This is a genomic window from Streptomyces sp. NPDC002640 (assembly GCF_053592575.1).
Genome location: NZ_JBSFVZ010000017.1, coordinates 119965 through 142906, shown reverse-complemented (window position 1 = coordinate 142906; position 22942 = coordinate 119965). Strand labels below are relative to the sequence as shown.

General features: G+C 72.5%; 15 protein-coding genes. 7 read left to right on the top strand and 8 right to left on the bottom strand.

Features of this window, described 5'->3' with window-relative positions; genetic code table 11:
- The first annotated feature begins 201 nt into the window (after window positions 1-201).
- The gene (dxs, locus tag ACWD3O_RS22325; RefSeq protein ID WP_451417088.1) at window positions 202-2127 is read left to right on the top strand and encodes a 1-deoxy-D-xylulose-5-phosphate synthase; all 1926 of its coding nucleotides are present in this window, start codon (window positions 202-204) and stop codon (window positions 2125-2127) included.
- Between the two features lie 444 nt (window positions 2128-2571).
- Entirely contained in the window at window positions 2572-4080 is a 1509-nt protein-coding gene (locus ACWD3O_RS22320; RefSeq protein WP_451417087.1) for an amino acid permease, read from the top strand.
- Window positions 4081-4164: 84 nt separating this feature from the next.
- Here the strand turns inward: ACWD3O_RS22320 and ACWD3O_RS22315 are convergent, their stop codons facing one another.
- The gene (locus tag ACWD3O_RS22315) at window positions 4165-4536 is read right to left on the bottom strand and encodes an NTP pyrophosphohydrolase (RefSeq protein WP_451409394.1); all 372 of its coding nucleotides are present in this window, start codon (window positions 4534-4536) and stop codon (window positions 4165-4167) included.
- 121 nt (window positions 4537-4657) lie between these two features.
- On the opposite strand from ACWD3O_RS22315, the gene ACWD3O_RS22310 reads away from it, so the two are divergent.
- Together ACWD3O_RS22310 and ACWD3O_RS22305 are read left to right on the top strand one after the other, a co-directional pair.
- A complete protein-coding gene (locus ACWD3O_RS22310; RefSeq protein ID WP_451417086.1) occupies window positions 4658-5785 on the top strand; it encodes a hypothetical protein in 1128 nt (375 codons plus the stop codon).
- Between the two features lie 420 nt (window positions 5786-6205).
- Window positions 6206-10057, top strand: a complete 3852-nt coding sequence (locus tag ACWD3O_RS22305; protein ID WP_451417085.1) for a bifunctional glycosyltransferase/CDP-glycerol:glycerophosphate glycerophosphotransferase — start codon at window positions 6206-6208, stop codon at window positions 10055-10057.
- A 1-nt stretch (window position 10058) separates the two neighbouring features.
- Here ACWD3O_RS22305 and ACWD3O_RS22300 read toward each other — a convergent pair whose 3' ends face one another.
- Window positions 10059-10907 carry an endonuclease/exonuclease/phosphatase family protein gene (locus tag ACWD3O_RS22300; protein WP_451409397.1) on the bottom strand — a complete coding sequence of 283 codons (849 nt, stop codon included), beginning with the start codon at window positions 10905-10907 and terminating at the stop codon, window positions 10059-10061.
- 173 nt (window positions 10908-11080) lie between these two features.
- Here ACWD3O_RS22300 and ACWD3O_RS22295 point away from each other — a divergent pair, with 173 nt between their 5' ends.
- Window positions 11081-12568: a hypothetical protein gene (locus ACWD3O_RS22295; protein ID WP_451417084.1), complete on the top strand. Its 1488-nt coding sequence runs from the start codon at window positions 11081-11083 to the stop codon at window positions 12566-12568.
- Between the two features lie 61 nt (window positions 12569-12629).
- Window positions 12630-13766, top strand: a complete 1137-nt coding sequence (locus tag ACWD3O_RS22290) for a hypothetical protein (RefSeq protein WP_451417083.1) — start codon at window positions 12630-12632, stop codon at window positions 13764-13766.
- Window positions 13767-13885: 119 nt separating this feature from the next.
- On the opposite strand, the gene ACWD3O_RS22285 is transcribed toward ACWD3O_RS22290, so the two are convergent.
- The 5 genes from ACWD3O_RS22285 to ACWD3O_RS22265 form a co-directional block, all read right to left on the bottom strand.
- The gene (locus tag ACWD3O_RS22285; protein WP_451417082.1) at window positions 13886-16015 is read right to left on the bottom strand and encodes a 3-hydroxyacyl-CoA dehydrogenase NAD-binding domain-containing protein; all 2130 of its coding nucleotides are present in this window, start codon (window positions 16013-16015) and stop codon (window positions 13886-13888) included.
- A complete protein-coding gene (locus tag ACWD3O_RS22280; RefSeq protein ID WP_451417081.1) occupies window positions 16012-17229 on the bottom strand; it encodes a thiolase family protein in 1218 nt (405 codons plus the stop codon). Before ACWD3O_RS22280 ends, ACWD3O_RS22285 begins: the two co-directional genes overlap by 4 nt.
- A gap of 189 nt (window positions 17230-17418) precedes the next feature.
- Window positions 17419-18720 carry an HRDC domain-containing protein gene (locus ACWD3O_RS22275; protein WP_451409402.1) on the bottom strand — a complete coding sequence of 434 codons (1302 nt, stop codon included), beginning with the start codon at window positions 18718-18720 and terminating at the stop codon, window positions 17419-17421.
- An 89-nt stretch (window positions 18721-18809) separates the two neighbouring features.
- Window positions 18810-19469 carry a helix-turn-helix transcriptional regulator gene (locus ACWD3O_RS22270; RefSeq protein ID WP_356129336.1) on the bottom strand — a complete coding sequence of 220 codons (660 nt, stop codon included), beginning with the start codon at window positions 19467-19469 and terminating at the stop codon, window positions 18810-18812.
- A 763-nt stretch (window positions 19470-20232) separates the two neighbouring features.
- Window positions 20233-20943 carry a DUF3000 domain-containing protein gene (locus ACWD3O_RS22265; RefSeq protein WP_451417080.1) on the bottom strand — a complete coding sequence of 237 codons (711 nt, stop codon included), beginning with the start codon at window positions 20941-20943 and terminating at the stop codon, window positions 20233-20235.
- A gap of 214 nt (window positions 20944-21157) precedes the next feature.
- On the opposite strand from ACWD3O_RS22265, the gene hemE reads away from it, so the two are divergent.
- On the top strand, window positions 21158-22207 hold the full coding sequence (gene hemE, locus ACWD3O_RS22260; RefSeq protein ID WP_451417119.1) for a uroporphyrinogen decarboxylase: 1050 nt from the start codon (window positions 21158-21160) through the stop codon (window positions 22205-22207).
- Between the two features lie 69 nt (window positions 22208-22276).
- Here hemE and panD read toward each other — a convergent pair whose 3' ends face one another.
- Window positions 22277-22696, bottom strand: coding sequence for an aspartate 1-decarboxylase (gene panD / locus ACWD3O_RS22255; RefSeq protein ID WP_451409404.1), 420 nt, complete (start codon window positions 22694-22696; stop codon window positions 22277-22279).
- Window positions 22697-22942: the final 246 nt, after the last annotated feature.

Genomic DNA, 22942 nt, shown 5'->3' with positions numbered 1-22942 from the left:
CCGGCATCCCCGCGATGCCGGGCACCGGGCGTTTTCCCCGGGCCTCCGCCTCCGGCGGGGCCGCGGGCCACCGGGGAACCGCTCCCCGCGTCCGGGCGTTCAGACCTCGGGACGCACGGGGCCGTCCTGCGGGAGCGGGAGCGGAACATTAGACTCGACAGGCCCCGCATCGCTCAACAGCTCTACTGCAAGGAGGCACGGGTGCCGCTGCTGACCCGCATCAGGGGACCGCGCGATCTGGACCGGCTCACCCCGGCGCAGCTTGACCAGCTGGCGGAGGAGATCCGGACCTTCCTCGTCGACGCCGTCTCCAAGACCGGCGGCCACCTCGGCCCCAACCTCGGCGTGGTGGAGCTCACCATCGCACTGCACCGGGTGTTCGAATCCCCGAAGGACAAGATCCTCTGGGACACCGGTCACCAGTCCTACGTCCACAAGCTGCTCACCGGCCGGCAGGACTTCTCCCGCCTGAAGATGAAGGGCGGCCTCTCCGGCTACCCCTCGCAGGCCGAGTCCGAGCACGACGTCATCGAGAACTCGCACGCCTCCACCGTGCTCGGGTGGGCGGACGGCCTCGCCAAGGCCAACGAGATCCTTCAGAAGGACGACCACGTGGTCGCCGTCATCGGCGACGGCGCCCTCACCGGCGGCATGGCCTGGGAGGCGCTCAACAACATCGCGGCCGCCAAGGACCGCCCGCTGGTGATCGTGGTGAACGACAACGAGCGTTCCTACGCCCCCACCATCGGCGGCCTCGCCAACCACCTGGCCACCCTGCGCACCACCGACGGCTACGAGCGCTTCCTCGCCCGTACCAAGGAGGTCCTGGAGCGGACCCCGGTGGTCGGCCGCCCCCTCTACGACACGCTGCACGGCGCGAAGAAGGGCCTGAAGGACTTCATCGCGCCGCAGGGCATGTTCGAGGACCTCGGCCTGAAGTACGTCGGCCCGATCGACGGCCACGACATCGAGGCCCTGGAGTCCGCGCTCGCGCGCGCCAAGCGCTTCAACGGCCCGGTCATCGTGCACTGCCTCACCGAGAAGGGCCGCGGCTACCGCCCGGCGCTCGAGGACGAGGCGGACCGCTTCCACGCCGTCGGCAAGATCCACCCGGACACCGGCCTGCCGGTCGCCACCGCCGGCGCCGACTGGACCTCCGTCTTCGGCGAGGAGATGGTCGCGCTCGGCAGGGAGCGCCGGGACGTCGTCGCGATCACGGCGGCGATGCTCCAGCCGGTGGGCCTGGACAAGTTCGCCCAGGAGTTCCCCGAGCGGGTGTTCGACGTGGGCATCGCCGAGCAGCACGGCGCGGTCTCCGCGGCCGGCCTCGCCACCGGCGGCCTGCACCCGGTCTTCGCGGTCTACGCGACCTTCCTCAACCGCGCCTTCGACCAGGTGCTGATGGACGTCGCGCTGCACAGGTGCGGCGTGACGTTCGTGCTGGACCGCGCCGGTGTCACCGGCACCGACGGCGCCTCCCACAACGGCATGTGGGACATGTCGATCCTGCAGGTCGTCCCCGGTCTGCGGCTCGCCGCCCCGCGCGACGCCGACCAGGTCCGCGCCCAGCTCCGCGAGGCCGTCGAGGTCGACGACGCGCCCACCGTGGTCCGGTTCTCCAAGGGCGCCGTCGGCCCCGCCGTGCCGGCCGTGGGCCGCGTCGGCGGGATGGACGTGCTGCGCGAGGCGGGCACCGACAAGCCCGACGTGCTGCTGGTCTCCGTGGGCGCGCTCGCCCCGATGTGCCTGGAGATCGCCTCCCTGCTGGAGAAGCAGGGGATCTCGACCACCGTCGTCGACCCGCGCTGGGTCAAGCCGGTGGACCAGCAGATGGCCCCGCTGGCCGCCCGCCACCGGGTCGTCGTCACGGTCGAGGACAACTCGCGGGTCGGCGGCGTCGGCTCGGCGATCGCCCAGGCGCTGCGCGACGCGGGCGTCGACGTCCCGCTGCGCGACTTCGGCATCCCGCCGCGGTTCCTCGACCACGCCTCCCGTGCCGAGGTCCTCACCGAGATCGGGCTCACCGCCCCGGACGTCGCGCGCCAGGTCACCGGGCTGGTCTCCCAGCTCGACGGCCGCGAGGGCTTCGACCCGGCGCCGGCCAAGGCGGCCTCCCCCCGCGGCTGACGCCCCTTCCCGCCCGGCCCCGGCAGGCCCGCCTGCCGGGGCTTCGGCGTTCCCCGGGGCCTTTGCCCGGGCCGGGGGCCTCCGCCTGGTGCCCGGGCCCCTCCGTCTGGTGGGCCTTCACGGCGTGCGCGGCCCCTCCGCCTGGCGCCTGGGGCCTCTGCCTGGCGCCCTGGCCCTCCGCGGCGTGCGCGAAGCTCCGCCGTGTTCCGGGCGCCTCCGCGGCGTGCCGGCCGGGGGCCTCCGCGGCGTGCCGGGGGGCGTTCCGGGTGGTCCTCCGGGCTGCTCTCGCACCCTTCCGGCGGTCGCGCAGGACGACTGGGCCGGTTCCGCCACCGCCGTCGCCCGTCCCGGTGACGCGGCCGCCCCGACCGCCCGGACGCGCCGGAATCGGGGAAGGGGGATGGCACCCTCTCGACCGCGTCGGGGACCCATGGGAGGAACAGCGTGAGCAGCAGGAGCCTCTTCAGGACGAAGAAGGTCGAGCACACCATCGAGGGCACGGAGGAACCGGAACACCGGCTGAAGAAGACGCTCTCCGCCCTCGACCTCACCGTCTTCGGCGTCGGCGTCATCATCGGCACCGGCATCTTCGTGCTCACCGGCCAGGTCGCCAAGGAGAACGCCGGGCCCTCGGTGGCCATCGCGTTCGTGGTGGCCGGCGTGGTCTGTGCCCTGGCCGCGCTCTGCTACGCGGAGTTCGCCTCCACCGTGCCGGTCGCCGGCTCGGCGTACACCTTCTCCTACACCTCCCTGGGCGAACTGCCCGCCTGGATCATCGGCTGGGACCTGGTCCTGGAGTTCGCGCTCGGCACGGCGGTGGTCGCGGTCGGCTGGTCGGGCTACATCCGCTCCCTGCTGGAGAACGCCGGCTGGACGATGCCGGCCGCGCTCTCCGGCCGGGACGGCGCCGAGGGCTTCGGGTTCGACCTCTTCGCCGCGCTGCTGGTGCTGGTGCTCACCGTGGTGCTGGTCGTCGGGATGAAGCTCTCCGCCCGGATCACCTCGGTGGTCGTCGCCGTCAAGGTGGGCGTGGTGCTGCTGGTGATCATCGCGGGGGCGTTCTTCGTCAAGGCCGAGAACTTCAGCCCGTTCATCCCGGAGTCCGTCCCCCAGGAGGCGGGCGACGGACTGCACGCACCCCTCGTCCAGCTCATCTTCGGCTTCGCCCCCGCCAACTTCGGCGTCCTCGGCATCTTCACCGCCGCCTCGGTGGTCTTCTTCGCGTTCATCGGCTTCGACGTGGTCGCCACGGCGGCGGAGGAGACCCGCAACCCGCAGCGCGACATGCCGCGCGGCATCCTCGGCTCGCTGGTCATCTGCACCACGCTCTACGTGCTGGTGTCGATCGTGGTCACCGGCATGCAGCACTACTCCCGGCTCTCCGTCGAGGCGCCGCTCGCGGACGCCTTCAAGGCCACCGGGCACCCGTTCTTCGCCGGGGTCATCAGCTTCGGCGCGGCGGTCGGCCTCACCACGGTCTGCATGATCCTGCTGCTCGGCCAGACCCGCGTGTTCTTCGCGATGAGCCGCGACGGGCTGCTGCCGCGCTTCTTCTCCCGCGTCCACCCGCGCTTCAGGACCCCGTACCGGCCGACCATCCTGCTGGGCGTGGTCATCGCGGTGGTCGCCGGGTTCACGCGGCTCAGCGAGCTGGCGGAGCTGGTGAACATCGGCACGCTGTTCGCCTTCGTGGTCGTCGCCCTCAGCGTGATCATCCTGCGGCGCACGCGGCCGGACCTGCCGCGGGCGTTCCGCACGCCGCTGGTGCCGGCGCTGCCGATCGTGTCCGTGCTGGCGTCGCTGTGGCTGATGCTCAACCTGCCGGCCGAGACGTGGATCCGCTTCGGGCTGTGGATGGCGCTGGGGGTCGTCGTGTACTTCGCGTACAGCCGCCGCCGGAGTCTCCTGGCCCCCGGCCGCGAGGCCGAGGCCCACGCCGCCCACCAGTCCTGACCCCCACCGGCGGCCCGGACCTGCCCCCGGGTCACCTCCGGCACCCCCGGGCGCCTCACGGGCGGGCGGCGCGACGCGTCACGGTCAGGCGGGGCGGGCCGTGCGGGGGCCCGCCACCCGGGCGCCGAGGGCGGTGACGCGGAGGCGGAGTTCGCGGTCGGCGGTGACCACCAGGCACTCCCGCGCGGGCCGCGCACCGGTGACGAGCTCGACGATCCGGTCGTCCCCGCTCCCGCCCGCGGACTCCACCCGCACCCCGGGCACGGACTCCACCCCCCGCGCCGCGCCCTCGACCACCAGGACGATCTCCACCGGCCCGTCCACCGCCGGCAGGCCCTCCGCCGCCAGCCGGTCCCGCAGGCGCTCGGCCGCGCCGCGCCGGTCCCGCCACCACCCGTCGGGCACGGACCCGACCACGTTGGCGGCGTCGACGATCACCAGCAGCGGGGAGCTCATGCGGCCAGGCTCTCACGCACTCCGGCCTGGCGGGCCTCCCGCGCGGCATGCATATGATGTGGCCGATCGATGAGCATCAGCTGTACAGGATGCGGCGGTTCCAGGAAGGTACATCCAGGCCATGCGGAGAAGGCCGCCCGCAGCGGGCGCCGAGGGGCACGTGCGGTCCGGGCGGGGCGGTTCCGGCACGCTCCAAGGCCCGGCGGCGGACGCCGCGTTCGGCGACTGGCTCACCCTCGGCAAGGACGGCCGCCTCAGTCTGTACGCGCCCGTCGACGACGGCCTGGTCCGCTGGACGGAGACCGCGGTGGGCGGGCCGGACTGGAGCGGCCCGCACCTCCACCCCGTCGAGGGGATGACGCACCTCACCGTGGCCCAGGGCGCGGACGGCTACGTGCACCTCCTGGGCCGCCGTGAACGGGTCGTCTCCACCGGCGAGCGGGGGGTGGAGATCCTGCACGCCATCCAGTACCAGACGGGCCGGGCCCTCACCGACTGGCGGTCGATCGGCAACCCGCACTACAAGCACTGGGAGCAGGGTCTGGGCATCGGGCAGCCGACCGGCGTCGTCGCCCGGGACGGCACCCTGCACGTCCTCGTGCGCTCGTCCGGCGGCGGACTGGCGCTGCGCCGGGAGGACGCGAACGGGAAGTGGCGGCTGTGGGAGTCGCTGCGCCAGGGCGGCGGAGTCGACGCGATGCCCGCGACGGTGGCCCTGAGCAGCGGACGGGTCGAGGTCGGCGCGGTGACGGACACGGGCCTGGCGGTCTGGCGCCAGACGCGGCCGGGCGGCGATTTCGAAGGCCCGCACACCGTGCCCCTGCACCCGCGCCGCGGCACGGTGGCCGCACTGGAGACCGGCCCGGACAGGGCCACCTTCTTCTGGGCCGATCCCGCCACCGGTGGCGGCACCGCCTGGCGGCCGGGCGGCTGGCCGGTTCCCCTGGGCGGCTCGGTCCCGGAGCACCCGTACGCCCTGTTGCGCACCACGCTGGACGGCTACGACTACGTGGTCGTCGCACACCGCGACGCCGACGGGCACGTGGTGCTCGGCGTCGGCGCCACCGAGAACGAGGCGCACGGCTTCTGGTGGTACGTGCTCCCCGAACGCTGCCTGGGCTCGCCCGCGCTGGCGCACGACGGGGAGGGCAGGGCCGTCATGGCGCTGGTCGGGCCCGACGGCCGACCGCGGGTGGCCCGGCAGGAGCCCGGGGGCGGGCTGACGTTCGCCCGCTGGGACACCCTCTGACCCGGACGCCCTCCTGCCCGGACCCCTCCGACCCGGACGCCCTCCCGCCCGGACCCCTCCGACCCGGAAGCCCTCTCGTCCGGGCACCCCCTGATCTCGGCCACCCACTGATCCCGGACGTCCCCCGAGCCCCGACGTTCCCCGTTCCCGCACGTCCGGCCGGGTTTCCCGGAGTTGGGAACGTCACTTCGGGCGTGTCGCTTTTGGGTCACTTGTGTCGTTCGTGAGCCCACGTCTGACCTTGACCGGCTGTAAGCGTGACATAGGATGTGGCGAAAATGTGCACTCGCGGGGCAGGGGAGGCCGCCGTCGAGTGAACGCCAGGTGTCCGGCCGACTTGTCGGGCGGATGCCGCAGGGGGGATGTTCACGCCGGCCGAAGGGTTCCAGGCGGACAGGGGAACTTCGTAGGAGTGAACTAGTGGCGGACCACCCGCGTCTGAGCGTCGTCGTGCCTTTCCAGGACGTCGAGGTCTATCTGGCCGAATGTCTCGAATCGATCGCACGGCAGACGTTCCGCGACTTCGAGGTCATCCTGGTCGACGACGGTTCCACCGACTCCTCCACGCGGATCGCCGCCGAGTTCTGCGCCGCCGACCCCCGGTTCAAGCTGATCCGCCAGGAGTCGCGCGGTCCCGGCCACGCCCGCAACACGGGCCTGCGTGCCATGCACCCGCAGGGCGAGTTCCTCGCCTTCATCGACGGGGACGACGTCATCCCCGAGTACGCGTACGAGCTGCTCATCCGGACCGTGGAGGAGTCGGGCTCGGACTTCGTCTCCGGCAACGTCCAGATGATGAACTCCACGAAGAAGTGGCAGTCCCCCCTGCACGCCGGCCCGATGCGGTCCAACCGCCGGGGCACCCACATCACCCGCTTCGAGGCGCTGATCTACGACCGCACCGTGTGGAACAAGATGTTCCGGCGGTCGTTCTGGGACTACCACTACATCGAGTTCCCCGAAGGAGTGCTCTACGAGGACTCCTGGGTGAACATGTACGCCCACTTCCGGGCCGCCAAGGTCGACGTCATCACCGACATCGTCTACTTCTGGCGGCGCCGGGAAGGCGGGGCGGCGCCCTCCATCACCCAGCGCCACACCGAGCTGTCCAACCTCCGGGACCGCGTCGCGGCCGTCCGGTCGGTCAGCCGGTTCCTCGGCGAGCGCCGCTCGCGCCTCTACGAGGAGAGCAAGCGCAAGTACGACCTGGCCTGCCTCAAGTCCGACCTGATGCTGCACCTGAAGGTCCTGCCGGACGCGGACGAGGAGTACCGGGACGCCTTCATGGCGTGGGCCAACGAGTTCCTCGACGAGGCCGACCCGACGATCTTCGACGAACTTCCCGCGGACGCCCGCGTCAAGTGGCTGCTGGTCCGCGAGGGCCGGCTGCCCGAGCTGCTCGACGTGATCGAGTTCGAGCGCAAGGGCGGCCCGATGCCCGTGCAGCGGCGCTTCCACCGGTACCTCAACTACCCCTACCTCGGTGACCGCAAGGTGGGGCTGGACAAGAAGGACTACCGGCTCGACAAGGAGCTCTCCCTGCACGGGTCGCTCACCAACGCCCGGTGGACCTCCGACACCCAGCTGACCCTGACCGGCACGGCCTACGTGCGCTTCATCAACGTGCACAAGAAGCACATGTCGGTGAAGGCCATCGCGCTGCGGAACAAGAAGCAGGACCGGATGCTGATCAGCCCGGCCCGCACCGTCTACGCGCCCGAGGCGACCGAGCGCTCCAACCAGAGCCGCTACTGCTACGACTGGTCCGGCTTCGAGACCAAGATCGACACCAGTCGGCTGATGCGCAAGGGCAAGTGGGTCGAAGGCACCTGGGACGTGGCGGCCGGCGTGCTCAGCCGCGGCCTGTTCCGGTACCGCGGCATCGACCGCGGCGGCGCCGGCTCCGCGGCCAACCCGCCGTACCGCTATGTCGACAAGAACACCCGGGTGCTGCCGCTGTTCCTCCAGGGCAAGCTCAAGCTGCGCGTCGAGGTGGTGCGCTGCCGGATCACCGGGCACCGCCTGGTGGGCGATCAGCTGGAGCTGCGCGGCGTCTACCTCGGCCCGGCCGTGCCGGAGTGGGGCAAGTTCCGGGTCACCAGCATGAGCGGCGCCGGCCGGCACGAGGCGCGGGTCTGGTTCACCCCCGGCGGTGAGGGCTGGTGCACCTTCGCCACCCGGATCCCGCTGCGCGCCCTCGTCCCCGGTTACCGCGCCGACCTCCAGGCGGGCGCGGAGGTCCCGGCGTCGTGGAGCATGGGCAGCAACGGCTGGAAGACCACCTTCCACGTCGAGGGCCGCAAGATGACCATCTATCCGGTCATGGCCGAGGAGACCGCGGACGGCCACTACCGCATGCCCGGGGGCCTGCAGACCCGGGAGGGCGACCGTGAGGTCGTCGTCCACCGGAACGGCTCCGGCTACCTCGTCCTGTTCGAGCGCGCCACGCTGCCCCGGGTCACCCGGTACGGCTGGTACGAGGACGGCTCACTCGAGATCGTCGGCCGCTACACGGCCGCCGACACGCTGACCGAGTCCGAGTACCGCGACGCCCACGTCGTGGTCCGCTCCCGGGCCCACGGGGCCGAGCGCGCGGTGCCGATCGACTGGAACGGCAACGAGTTCCGGTGCGTCGTCACTCCCGCGGCGATGCGCACGCTGGCCGGTGACGTCCCCCTCGCCGCCGGCCGGTGGGACTTCTTCCTCCGCCGCCAGGACCACTCCTCCATCGCGCGGGAGGACCGCCTCGAGGACCTGATGCTCAAGGTCGAACAGGATCTTGTAGAAACGTTTCCTCAGGAGCACCGGGAGAACAGCCGGGGCTACGAGCTGCAGGCCGAGGCCTACGACCGGCTCTCGCTGCTGGTGCACTCGGCGATGCCGGACAACGCCCGCGGCCCGTACCGGCAGAAGATCCTGCGCACCAAGGAGTACCAGGCCGCCCGTCGCCGCCCGGTGCGCCCGGCGGTGCTCTTCGACGCCTTCAAGGGCACCCAGTACTCCGACAGCCCCCGCGCGCTGCACGAGGAACTGCTGCGGCGCGGCGCCGACCTGGAGCACCTCTGGGTGGTCCGCGACGACCAGGTGCAGGTGCCGCCCACGGCCGTCCCGGTGCGCATGTGGTCGCCCCAGTGGTACGAGGCCCTCGCCACCAGCCGTTACGTCGTCGCCAACAACCACCTCCCCGACTGGTTCCAGAAGCGTGAGGGCCAGGTCGTCGTCCAGACCTGGCACGGCACCCCGCTGAAGAAGATCGGCCACGACATCGAGGCCATCCACTTCGCGGACAAGCGCTACCTCGAACGCGTGGAGAAGGAGGTCCAGAACTGGGACATGCTCGTCTCGCCCAACAGCTTCTCGACCCCGATCCTCCAGCGCGCCTTCGGCTTCCCCGGGGAGATGGTCGAGAGCGGCTACCCGCGCAACGACATCCTCCGCAGGGGCGGGACCGAGCGGCGTGAACACGCGATCCGCAGCCGGATCGGGATTCCCGACGGCAAGCGGGTCGTGATGTACGCCCCCACCTGGCGCGACGACCAGTTCTACTCGCCCGGCAAGTACAAGCTGGACTTCCGGATCGACCTGGAGGACGCCCGTGCCCGGCTGGGCGCGGACCACGTCCTGCTGGTGCGCCGCCACCCGAACGTGGTGGACCCGGTGCCGGGGGCCGGCGACGGCTTCGTCTTCGACGTCTCCGACTACCCCGACATGGCGGACCTGTCGCTGATCACCGATGTGATGATCACCGACTACTCGTCCCTGATGTTCGACTACGTCAACACCGGGCGCCCGATCCTGTTCTTCACCTACGACCTGGACCACTACCGGGACACCCTGCGCGGGTTCTACTTCGACTTCGAGTCCAGCGCCCCCGGACCGCTGGTGTCCACCTCGGAGGAACTGGTGGCGGCCATCCAGGACGTCGACCGCATCCAGCACGTCTACGCCGAGCGGTACCGCTGGTTCCAGCACGAGTTCTGCGACCTGGACGACGGCTTCGCCTCGGCCAGGCTGGCCGACCGGATGCTGGTGGCCGGCGGCGACCTGAGGCCGGAGGACGCCCGTGCGCCGCGCGTCGGCACCGTCGACACCCGGCACGCCGTGCGGCCCATGACACCCGTGCACCGGGCTCCCGAGTGGTTCACCCCGCGGCAGCGGGTCGCCCGGTCCGGACGGTCCGGCGCCCAGGGCGATCCGTGGGGCCGGCCGCACCCCGGGGAGGCCGTCCCGGACCACGGCGGTGCCAGGCCTCCCCTGGGCGTGGTCGTGTGAGTCAGTTCCCGCCGGTGCGGACCGTCATCAGCAGGGCCCGATGATCCGAGGCGCCGGTGTCGGACACCTCGCAGCCCTCGACGGGAAGTCCGGTGAAGAGATGGTCCAGCTTGTGGCCGGACTCGTGGGTGGGGCGCCCGCCCGCCGAGGAGGCGGCCCGGTCGCACTCCCGGTACTCCCGGGCCGCGGCCGGCCACACCCAGGAGGCGGGCTCGCGTGCGCCCGGGGGCGTCACGTTGAGGTCCCCGCCGAACACCGCGCGCCGGCCGTCCTGGGCGGCGAAGAGGGCCCGGAGCTGGTCGTCGCGGTACTCCCAGCCGGGGTGGGCGGTGTCACCGCCCGGCACCGTGAGATGCGCGGTGCAGACCTGGACGTCGTGGGCGGGGACGTCCGCGCACAGCAGGCCCCGCTGCACCCCCACGGCCGGCTGCTGCGACGGTACGACCCGCGCGGCCTCCAGCGGGTACGCCGAGAGCACCGCATAGCCGGCCTCGCCGCGGCCGGCGTCGTCGCAGCGCACGGCCGTCAGGCGGCCGGAGGCCGCACGCCAGGTGTACGCGCGGAACTCCGCGTGCCACGCGGCACCGAGCCGCGCGCGCACCGCCTCCAGGTCCGCCGCGCAGACCTCCTGCAGCAGCAGGACACGGGCGCCCTCACCGCCCGCGGTGAGTTCCTCCAGCGCCTTCCGCTTGGCCGCCGCGTCACCGGTCGCCGCGCAGTTCCACTGCCGCACGCCGCACATGTTCCAGGTGGCGACCGTCAGGGTCGGCCCCGGCCGCCCGGTGGGCGGCCCGGTGTCCGGAGCGAGGAGCGCACGGGCGCCGAAGACCGCCGCGAGCAGCGCCGCCACGGCGAGCACCGTACGGAGAACGGTGCCGCCGCGGCGGGATGCCGCGCGTCGACCGCTCTCCCGTGTCACCCCGGCATCATCTCCGGCCGGGCGACCGGTGACCAAATTCCCTGTCCTCCTCCCGGGCGCCGGCGGCAGCGCGCCCGTGCACGCCGATGAGAGTGGTCCCGCAGATGTCCAACGCCGCGCCGAAGGGGCGCCAGCTGATCCAGGGGATCGACGCCTCGGGCGCCTTCCCCGTCGAGTACCGCTTCGCCCACGCCAAGTCCGGCAACCGGCGCCTGGTGGTGGTGTTCGCCAACTTCGCCGCCCCCCAGGACTACGGCTGGTCCAACGGGGTGCTCGACCAGGTGCGGGCCAACATCCTGTGGATCCGTGACCGCTTCGACGGCATGAACTCCTACTACCTGTGCAAGGACATGGACTTCTCCCTGGAGAGGTCGGTGGCCGGCCTGATCTTCAAGGTGATGCGGGCGCTGGAGATCACCGCGGACGACGTGACCGTGTGGGGCGGCTCCAAGGGGGGCAGCGCCGCGCTCTTCTTCGGACTGCGCTACGGCTTCCGGAACATCGTCTCCCTCGTCCCGCAGTTCGCCGTGGGCACCTACGTGCAGACGGTCCATCCCCGGGTGGCCCGCTTCATGCTGGGGGAGGGCGTCCCCCCGGAGAACGTGCGGGCGGTGGACGCGATCCTGCCCGACCTCGTCCGGTCGGGCACGCACCGCTCCGCCAACGTCTACCTGCTCTCGTCACCGCAGGACCAGCAGTACACCAGCCAGGTGGAGCCCTACCTCGGGCTGTTCGCCGGCTACGAGAACTTCAACTTCATCTACAGCGAGTCCCCCTTCATCACCGACCACACCCAGGTCACCCGGCGCAACGTCCCGGCCCTGCTGGGCCTGCTCAACCTCCTGGCCGACGGCATCGCCCCCCGGCTCGGTCATGTGCGCAACGGCTACGAGGAGCCGGACCGCGACCGCTCCGGGATCGACGCGATGCTGGCCGCCGACGCGGTGGTGAAGGACGCCTCCGTCTTCCCCCCGCCGGTGGTCACGGGCCCCGCCCCCGGCGCCCAGGTCCCGGTCACCGGTTCCCTGCTCACCGGCCTCGCACCGGGCGCGGAGCGGGTGAGCCTCTGGGAGAACGGCACGTTCCTCGCGAACGTGCCGGTCGGGGCCGACGGTTCATGGGTCTGGGAGCCTCAGCGGTGGTCGCCGGGCCGGCACCTGGTGCGGCTGTACGCCGCCGACACCGCGGGCTATCAGTCGCCCAGGACGCAGATCGAGTTCACCGCCGCGGCCGGCGCCGTCGCCCCGTCCCCGCCGGTGTCCGTCTCCGGCCCGCCCCTGCCCGCCGCGCCGGTGGTGGGGACGCCCGTGTCCTACCAGGAGGTGCCCGCGGCGGGGACGCCGTTCAGCGGCTTCGCGCCCGGAGCCGCACAGGTGCGGTTCCGGGAGGGCGGGTTCGACCTGGGGGCCTGCCCGGTGGCGCCCGACGGCGGGTGGGCCTGGCACCCGGGCCGCCCCTGGCTGCCCGGGCCGCATCTGGTCGAGGTGGTGGCGGCGGACCACCACGGAATCGAAGGGCCGCCCACGGGCGTCGCCTTCACCGCCGTCGAGATGTCCGCGTCCCTCGGGTACCACGTGCCGCCGGGACACTGACCGCCCCGCCCCGCCGGGGACCGCCGCCCACACCCGCAACCGCAGAAAGCCGAAGCCGACCATGCCCAGCACCCGCCGCACCTTCACCGGAATCGACGCGTCAGGCCCGTGTCCGGTCGAGTACCGCTTCACCCACGCCAAGAGCGGGAACCGCCACCTGACCGTGGTGTTCGCCAACCTCTTCGCCCCCGACGACTACGGCTGGGGCACCGGTGTCCTCGACGGTCTGCGCTCCAACATCCTCTGGATCCGCGACCGGTTCGACGGCGGCAACACCTACTACCTCTGCCGGGGCATGGACTTCTCGGTGGAGCGGTCGGTCATCGGGCTGATCAACCGCGTCGCGGGGGCGCTGGGGCTGACACCGGGCGACGTGACGCTGTGGGGCAGCTCCAAGGGCGGCAGCGCGGCGCTGTACTACGGGCTGCGGTACGGCTTCCGCAACATCGTGGCCAGCGTCCCCCAGTTCGCCGTCGGCACCTTCGTCCGGGACGTCTATCCGGACATCGGGCGGCACATGCTGGGCGAGAACCCGGCCCCGGAGAACGTGGCCGTCCTCGACCGGATCCTCCCCGACCTGATGGCCGCCGGCGCCAACCCCCAGGCCAACATCTACCTGGTGTCCTCACCGCAGGACGAGCAGTACGCCACGCAGGTGGAGCCCTATGTGGGCATGCTCCAGCGCTACCCCAACTTCAACTTCATCTACAGCGAGTCGCCCCACATCACCGACCACGGCAAGGTCACCCTGCGCAACGTCCCGCCCCTGCTGGCGATCGGCTACCTCCTGGCGGAGGGCATCGCGCCGAAGCTCGGCATCACCCGCCACAACTACGAGGAGCCGGACCACGACACCTCGCCCGTCGAGGCGTTCCTCGCGGCCACCAGCGTGCACCGCGACGCGACCGAGTTCCCCGCCCCGGTGATCCTCCACCCCGCGCCCGACTCCCTGCAGCCGACCACCGGTGCGCGCTTCGTCGGCAGCGCCACGGGCGCCGTGCGGGTGAGCATCTGGGAGAACGGCGCGTTCCTGGGCACGCCCGCGGTCGGACCCGACGGCGGCTGGTCCTGGGAGCCCGACCGTCCGTGGGCGGCGGGGCAGCACCACGTGAAGGTGTTCGCGGTGGACCAGGCCGGCTTCCAGTCGCCGCGCGCCGAGGTCGTCTTCACTGCGGCGGCGCACGTCGCGGCGGGCTGAGCAGGCCCCGGACACCGGTCGGCGGACACCGGTCGGCGCACGCGGATCCGCCGGTACGCGGAAGGGCCCGGGACGCCGTGCGTCCCGGGCCCTTCCGCGTCGTGTCTGCCGCGGCGTTGCTACACCGGCACCGACGCCACACCCGGCGCCAGGAACCGCTTGCCGTTCACCCGCTCGGAGACGCCCTCGCGGTCCAGGTACGGCGTGATGCCGCCCAGGTGGAAGGGCCACCCCGCGCCGGTGATCAGGCACAGGTCGATGTCCTGCGCCTCGGCGACGACACCCTCGTCGAGCATCAGGCCGATCTCCTGGGCGACCGCGCCCAGCACCCGCTCGCGGACCTGCTCCTCGGTGAGGACGACGTCGCCCTGCTGGAGGAGCGCGGCGACCTCGGGGTCCAGCTCCGGCTTGCCGGAGTCGTAGACGTAGAAGCCGCGCTTGCCGGCCTCGACGACCCGCCGGAGGTTGGCGGAGACGGTGAAGCGGTCCGGGAACGCGCGGTTGAGCGTCTCGGAGACGTGCAGGCCGATCGCCGGGCCGACCAGCTCCAGCAGCACCAGCGGGGACATCGGCAGGCCCAGCGGCTCGACCGCCTTCTCCGCCACGGCCACCGGGGTGCCCTCGTCGATCACGTTCTGCACCTCGCCCATGAAGCGGGTGAGGATGCGGTTGACGACGAACGCCGGGGCGTCCTTCACCAGCACCGCGGTCTTCTTCAGCTTGCGGGCGACGGCGAACGCCGTGGCCAGCGAGGCGTCGTCGGTGCGCTCGCCGCGGACGATCTCCAGCAGCGGCAGGACGGCGACCGGGTTGAAGAAGTGGAAGCCGACGACCCGCTCGGGGTTCTTCAGCTTCGACGCCATCTCGGTGATCGACAGCGAGGAGGTGTTGGTGGCGAGGATCGCGTGCGCCGGGGCGACCGCCTCGACCTCGGCGAACACCTGCTGCTTGACGCCCATCTCCTCGAAGACGGCCTCGATCACGAAGTCGGCGTCCGAGAAGCCCTCGGACTTGTCCAGGACACCGGTGACCAGCGCCTTGAGGCGGTTGGCCTTGTCCTGGTTGACGCGGCCCTTGGCGAGCAGCTTGTCGATCTCGGAGTGGACGTAGCCCACACCCTTGTCGATCCGCGCCTGGTCGATGTCGGTCAGCACGACCGGCACCTCGAGGCGGCGCAGGAAGAGCAGCGCGAGCTGCGAGGCCATCAGGCCGGCGCCGACGACGCCCACCTTGGTGACCGGGCGGGCCAGCGACTTGTCCGGGGCACCGGCCGGCCGCTTGGCGCGCTTCTGCACCAGGTTGAACGCGTACAGGCCGGAGCGCAGCTCGTCGCCCATGATGAGGTCCGCGAGGGCCTCGTCCTCGGCGTCGTAACCGGCCTGCAAGTCGCCGTTCTTGGCGTCGGCGATGATCTGCAGCGCGCGGTAGGCGGCCGGGGCCGCGCCGTGCACCTTGGAGTCGGCGACGAACCGGCCGCGCGCGACGGCCTGGTCCCAGCCCTCGCCGCGGTCGATCTCCGGGCGGTCGACGACGATCTCGCCCTTGAGGACGGCCGCCGTCCACACCAGCGACTGCTCCAGGAAGTCCGCGCCCTCGAACAGGGCGTCGGCGATGCCGAGCTCGAAGACCTGCTTGCCCTTGAGCTGGCGGTTCTGGCTCAGCGAGTTCTCGATGATCACCGAGACGGCCTTGTCCGCGCCGATCAGGTTCGGCAGCAGGGTGCAGCCGCCCCAGCCGGGGACCAGGCCGAGGAAGACCTCGGGGAGGGAGAACGCCGGCAGCGCGGCCGAGACCGTGCGGTAGCGGCAGTGCAGACCGACCTCGACGCCGCCGCCCATGGCCGCGCCGTTGTAGTACGCGAAGGTCGGGACGGCGAGGGTGCCCAGACGCTTGAAGACGTCGTGGCCGCCCTTGCCGATCGCCACCGCGTGCTCGCGGTCCTTCAGCGCCTCGACGCCCTTGAGGTCCGCGCCGACGGCGAAGATGAACGGCTTGCCGGTGATGCCGACGCCGACGATCTCGCCGGCCGCGGCCTCACGCTCGACCTGGTCGATGGCCAGGTCCAGCTTGGCCAGCGACTGCGGGCCGAAGGTGTTCGGCTTGGTGTGGTCGAAGCCGTTGTCCAGGGTGATCAGGGCGAAGCGGCCCGCACCCAGGGGGAGGTCGAAGTGGCGTACGTGCGCCTCGGTGACGACCTCGTCGGGGAAGAGCGCGGCGGCGCCCTTCAGCAGCTCGGCGACGTTGCTCACTTGTCCCCCTCGAAGTTCGGGTTCTCCCAGATGACCGTGGCGCCCATGCCGAGGCCGACGCACATCGTCGTCAGGCCGTAGCGGACGTTGGGCTGGTCCTCGAACTGGCGGGCCAGCTGGGTCATCAGGCGCACGCCGGAGGAGGCCAGCGGGTGGCCGTAGGCGATGGCGCCGCCGTACTGGTTCACGCGGGCGTCGTCGTCGGCGATGCCGTAGTGCTCCAGGAAGGCGAGGACCTGGACGGCGAAGGCCTCGTTGATCTCGAAGAGACCGATGTCCGAGATGGACAGGCCGGCCTTGGCCAGCGCCTTCTCGGTGGCCGGGATCGGGCCGTAGCCCATGACCTCGGGCTCCACGCCGGCGAAGGCGTAGGAGACCAGGCGCATCTTGACCGGCAGGCCGTTCTCGGTGGCGAACTCCTCGGAGGCGAGGAGGGCGGCCGTGGCGCCGTCGTTGAGGCCGGCGGCGTTGCCCGCGGTGACGCGGCCGTGGACGCGGAACGGCGTCTTCAGGTTCGCCAGGTTCTCCAGCGTGGTGCCCGGGCGCATCGGCTCGTCGGCGGTGACCAGGCCGAAGCCGGTCTCGCCCGCGTCGGCGTTGGTGCGGCGCACGGAGATCGGGACCAGGTCCTGCTGGATCTTGCCGTTCGCGTACGCCTTGGCGGCCTTCTCCTGGGAGGCGACGGCGTACTTGTCCGCGCGCTCCTTGGTGATCGCCGGGTAGCGGTCGTGCAGGTTCTCGGCGGTCATGCCCATGAACAGGGCCGACTCGTCGACCAGCTTCTCGCTGACCAGACGCGGGTTCGGGTCCACACCCTCACCCATGGGGTGGCGGCCCATGTGCTCCACGCCGCCGGCGATGACGGCGTCGTAGGCGCCGAAGGCGATGGAACCGGCGGTGGTGGTCACCGCGGTCATCGCGCCCGCGCACATGCGGTCGATGGAGTAGCCGGGGACGCTCTGCGGCAGACCCGCCAGGACGCCCGCCGTGCGGCCCAGGGTCAGACCCTGGTCACCGATCTGGGTGGTCGCGGCGATGGCGACCTCGTCGATCTTCGCCGGGTCGAGACCCGGGTTGCGGCGCAGCAGCTCCCGGATCGACTTCACCACGAGATCGTCGGCGCGGGTCTCGTGGTAGATGCCCTTCGGGCCCGCCTTGCCGAACGGGGTACGGACGCCGTCGACGAAGACGACGTCCCTGACGGTACGAGGCACGATGGCTCTCCTCCAGGGGTGTGCGGGGTGGCACTGCGGCACGCTGTGCGGGCGGACGACTGAGCGCCCGCTCACCCGAGTCATGCTACTCGCGGGTAACCATTGTGCCCACCCCGGGCGGCCGACGCGTCGAACGTCACACCCCGGCCGTGTCGCCGGGCGGCGCGGCCGCGCCGCCCGGGCCGGGGGTCACTCCTTCGCGGTGAGGGCGGTGAGCAGGAGGGGGGTGACCTGTTCGACCTGCCAGGGGCGGGCGCCGTGCGCGGCGAGCGCGGCGGAGACCGAGGCCTCGTCGACGGTGCCGGGCGGCGCCCAGCAGACCCGCCGCACCGTGTCCGGCGCGATCAGGTTCTCCTGCGGCATCCGCAGCTCCTCCGCCCGTGCCGACACCGCGGCACGGGCCGCCGACAGCCGGGCCGCGGCCGCCGGGTCCTTGTCCGCCCAGGCCCGCGGCGGCGGAGGCCCGGCCACCGCCTGCCCCGGCAGCGGTAGCGCGCTCTCCGGCAGTGCCTTGGCCCGGTCGACCGCGGCCTGCCACTGCTCGAGCTGGCGCCGCCCCATCCGGTTGCCGAAGCCGCTGAGCGCGGTCAGCGCCTGCACGGTGGCCGGCAGTGCCAGCGCCGCCTCGACGATCGCGGCGTCCCCGAGCACCTTGCCGGGGGAGACGTCACGGCGCCGGGCGATCCGGTCCCGCGCCTCCCACAGCTCCCGCACCACGGCGAGCTGCCGCCGCCGGCGCACCTTGTGCATGCCGGACGTGCGCCGCCACGGGTCCTTGCGCGGGGCGGGCGGCGGGGCGGTGGCGATGGCGTCGAACTCCTGGAGGGCCCACTCCAGCTTTCCCTGCCGCTCCAGCTCCTTCTCCAGCGCGTCGCGCAGGTCGACCAGGAGCTCCACGTCGAGCGCCGCGTACCGCAGCCACGGTTCCGGCAGCGGGCGGGTCGACCAGTCCACGGCCGAGTGACCCTTCTCCAGCGTGTAGCCCAGGACGCTCTCGACCATGGCGCCGAGCCCGACCCGGGGGAAGCCGGCCAGGCGCCCGGCCAGCTCGGTGTCGAAGAGGCGACCGGGGACCATGCCTATCTCGCGCAGGCAGGGCAGGTCCTGGGTGGCCGCGTGCAGCACCCACTCGGCGTCGGCGATCGCCTCACCGAGGGCGGAGAGGTCGGGGCAGGCGACCGGGTCGATCAGCGCGCTGCCGGCGCCCTCGCGGCGCAGCTGCACGAGATAGGCGCTCTGCCCGTAGCGGTAACCGGACGCCCGCTCGGCGTCCACGGCCACCGGGCCGGTCCCCGCGGCGAAGGCGGCGACGACGGCGGCCAGGCCCTCCGCGTCGGCGATCACCGGCGGGATGCCCTCGCGGGGCTCCAGGAGGGGAACCGGCTCCGCCGCCCGGGAAGCAGAAGTCCCGCCGGTTCCGCCGTCGTCCGGAGGGGCGCCTCCGGTGGTTCGCAGTGGACTGTCTGCTGCGGTGTCATGGGCGTCGGTCACCTGTCAAGGGTATCTGTGTACCGCGCACATGCACCGCGCCCGCCGAGGGAACGTTCCCTCGGCGGGCGCGGTGGTCGTGTGATCGGTGATCAGTGGATGATGCCGGTACGCAGTGCCACCGCGACCATTCCGGCCCGGTCGCCGGTGCCCAGCTTGCGGGCGATGCGGGCGAGGTGGCTCTTGACGGTCAGGGCGGACAGGCCCATGGAGACGCCGATCGCCTTGTTCGACTGGCCCTCCGCCACCAGCCGCAGGACCTCGACCTCACGGCCGGAGAGCTCGCGGTAGCCGCCCGGGTGGCTCGGTGCGCCCGGGGGACGGCGGTGCATGCGGTGGGCCCCGCCGAGCGGAGCGGCGCCGGGACGGCCCGGCAGGCCGATGTTGGTGCGGGTGCCGGTGACGACGTAGCCCTTGACGCCGCCCGCGAGGGCGTTGCGCACGGCGCCGATGTCGTCGGCGGCGGAGAGGGCCAGACCGTTGGGCCAGCCGGCGGCCCGGGTCTCGGACAGGAGGGTCAGGCCGGAACCATCCGGCAGGTGGACGTCGGCGACGCAGATGTCACGGGGGTTGCCGATGCGGGGACGAGCCTCCGCTACGGACGAGGCCTCGATCACGTCACGCACGCCGAGCGCCCAGAGATGACGGGTCACGGTGGAGCGCACACGCGGATCGGCCACGACGACCATGGCGGTGGGCTTGTTCGGGCGGTAGGCGACCAGGCTTGAGGGCTGCTCGAGGAGAACGGACACCAGGCCTCCTGGGTGGGGGGACGGAGCCGGCTCACGGGGATGAAGCCGGGACGAACCGTGCTTGCTAGGTCACTGTCTGCTTCGGCACCGGACCCGTCCGCCTTTAGGGGGTGATCACGATTAGGTGAGGGGAAATCGGGGCAATTCGGACGCGCGCTCGATCATCCGAAGAACGGGGCGAGTCGAATCCTGTCCACGGGCGGTCAGGCGAGGTCGCAAAGTGTCCGTATCGACAAAACCGCAAACACGTCGCGGCGCGTCCCGGTGCGGGGGGAGGGGACGCGTCAGGGCGAGGGGTGGTGCGGGTGGCGCGAGTGGTGCCGAGGTGCTGGTAATGCGGGCGGCGCGGGTGACGCGGGAGGGTCCCGGAGGGCGGCGGGTGGCCCGGGGGCGACTAGTGCGGGCGGTGCGGGAGGGCCGCGGAGGGCGGCGGGTGGCGCGGGGTGGTGCGGGAGATGCGAGTAGTGCGGGCGGCGCGGGTGGCACGGGAGGGCGGCGGGCGGTGCGGGTGGCGCGCGAAGGCCGCAGAGGGTGACGGGTGGTGCGGGAGGGCTGCGGGTGGTGCGGGAGGGCTGCGGAGGGTGACGGGCGGTGCGGGTGATGCGGGGAAGGGCCGCGGAGGGCGGGTGGTGCGGGTGGGGCGGGAGGGCTGCGGCGGTGCGGGGGAGGGCCGCGGAGGCCGGGTGGCGCGGGAGGGCGGGGCCTGGGCCGGGGTTGGGTTCAGCGCTCGGGGCCGGGGTCGAGGGCGGGGCCGGGGCCGGGTTCAGCGCTGGGGGCGGGGGCCGCGGCGTTGGGGGAGGGGGACGACCGGGGCGGCCGGGGCCGCCGGGGGGCCGTCGGCCACGGTGGGGCCCGCCGGGGGCAGCCCGGTGACCTGGGCCAGCAGGTCGCACCAGGCCGCCAGGTGGCCCGCGGTGTCCGGCACGCCGCCCAGGCCCTCGGTGGGTGTCCAGGAGGCCCGGATCTCGATCTGCGAGGCGTTCGGGCGGTCCGCCAGCGCCCCGAAGTAGTGGGAGCCGGCCCGGGTGACCGTGCCGCCGGCCTCCTCGTAGCCGAGGCCGCGGGCGTCGAGCGCGCCGGTCAGCCAGGACCAGGAGACCTCCGGGAGCAGCGGGTCGGCCGCCATCTCCGGCTCGTGGAGCTCGGCGCGGACCAGGGTGACCATCCGGAAGGCGCCCCGCCAGGCCTCGTGCCCGTCCGGGTCGTACAGCAGGATCAGGCGTCCGTCGGCGAGTTCGTCGCCCTCGTCGTCCAGCACCGCCGCCTCCAGGGCGTAGGCGTAGGGCGCCAGCCGCCGGGGAGGGGTCACCGGCTCGAGTTCCACGCGCGGCCTCGGCCGCGCGGTCCGCAGCGCGTCGACGGCGGCCCGGAAGGGCAGTGGCGCCCAGGCGTCCGCGTTCAGCTCCCGCTCCCCGTCCTTCCCGTCGCCCGCTCCACCGGCACCGTCCGTCAGTCGTCCCTGAGCCGCAGCCATGCGCAGAAGATACGGCGCGGCGGGTCCCCGTGGCGTGAAGGACACCCCCGCACGCGCGGTGCGGCCTCATCGCGTTGCGCGAACACTTTCGAGGTTTGCCCGAGGTTTGCCCGACGGGCCGTTCGCTCTCGGGCGGACGACCGGCCGGGGGCCGGTCGGCGGGAGTCGGCGACGGCGGACATCCGGGGCATGGGAGAATTCCCGCGTGAGTGCCATGGACAAGCCCGAGAACCCCGCCGTCGCCGATTCCGCCTTCCTCAAGGCGTGCCGCCGAGAGCCGGTGCCGCACACGCCGGTCTGGTTCATGCGTCAGGCCGGGCGCTCGCTGCCCGAGTACCTGAAGGTGCGCGAGGGCATCCCGATGCTCGAGTCGTGCATGCGGCCCGAGCTGGTCACCGAGATCACCCTGCAGCCGGTCCGCCGGCACGGGGTGGACGCGGCCATCTACTTCAGCGACATCGTCGTCCCGCTGAAGGCGATCGGCGTCGACCTGGACATCAAGCCGGGCGTCGGCCCCGTGGTGGAGCAGCCGATCCGCTCCCGCGCCGACCTCGAGCGGCTGCGGGACCTGACGCCGGAGGACGTCTCGTACGTCACCGAGGCGATCCGGATGCTCACCGCCGAGCTCGGCTCCACGCCGCTGATCGGCTTCGCCGGCGCGCCGTTCACGCTGGCCAGCTACCTGGTCGAGGGCGGCCCGTCCAAGAACCACGAGCACACCAAGGCGCTCATGTACGGCGACCCGCAGCTCTGGGCCGACCTGCTGGACCGCCTCGCCGACATCACCGCCGCCTTCCTCAAGGTGCAGATCGAGGCCGGCGCCTCCGCGGTGCAGCTCTTCGACTCCTGGGTGGGCGCGCTCGCCCCGGCCGACTACCGGCGCTCGGTGCTGCCGGCCTCGCGCAAGGTGTTCGAGGCGGTCGCCCCGTACGAGGTGCCGCGGATCCACTTCGGTGTCGGCACGGGCGAGCTGCTCGGGCTGATGGGCGAGGCCGGCGCGGACGTCGTGGGCGTCGACTGGCGGGTCCCGCTGGACGAGGCCGTGCGGCGGGTCGGCCCCGGCAAGGCGCTGCAGGGCAACCTCGACCCGGCGGTGCTGTTCTCCACGCCGGAGGCGGTCGAGGCGAAGGCGCGGGAGGTGCTGGACGCGGCCTCCGGGCTCGAGGGTCACATCTTCAACCTGGGCCACGGGGTGCTCCCCACCACCGACCCCGGCGCACTGACCCGCCTCACCGAGTACGTCCACGAGCAGACCGCCCGCTGACATACCGCCCGTCGACGGTGCGCGGCCCCGCTCCGGCGGGGCCGCGGTGTTTTCGCCGCCGCCCGGGGGTCAGGCCTCGACGGCTTGCGGGCTGCGCCGCTGGTCGGTGCCCGGTACCGGCGCGGAGGCGTCGGAGCCCAGCGCCACGATGCGGTTCGCCTCGTCGACGTGCACCACCCTCGGCTTCATGCTCCGCGCCTCGGCGTCGTCGACCTGGGCATAGCTGATGAGGATGACCAGGTCACCGGGGTGGACGAGGTGCGCGGCGGCGCCGTTGATCCCGATGACCCCGGACCCCCGCTCGCCCTCGATGGTGTAGGTCTCCAGCCGGGCGCCGTTGGTGATGTCGACGATGTGCACGAGCTCGCCGGGCAGCAGGTCCGCTGCCTCCAGCAGGTCGGCGTCGACCGTCACCGATCCCACGTAGTGCAGGTCGGCCTGGGTCACCGTGGCGCGGTGGATCTTGGACTTGAACATCGTACGCAGCATCGGGGTACTCCTGGAGGTAGGCTCCCTGCCTGCGTTCTTGCAGGTCAAGGGCTGTTTTTTCACCTTACAACGTGGCGCACGTGCGGGTGGCTCTTCCAAGGTTCTTCGGGGCTCATGCCGACCACTTGCCGATCTCGCCGACGCTTCGCCAGGTGGGTGGAGGTCGGCTCTCCCGACCTGCCGGGGCGTCGGCACAAGCCTACGCAGCCCTGCCCCAGGGGTGTCCCGTGAGGACCGTCACTGGCG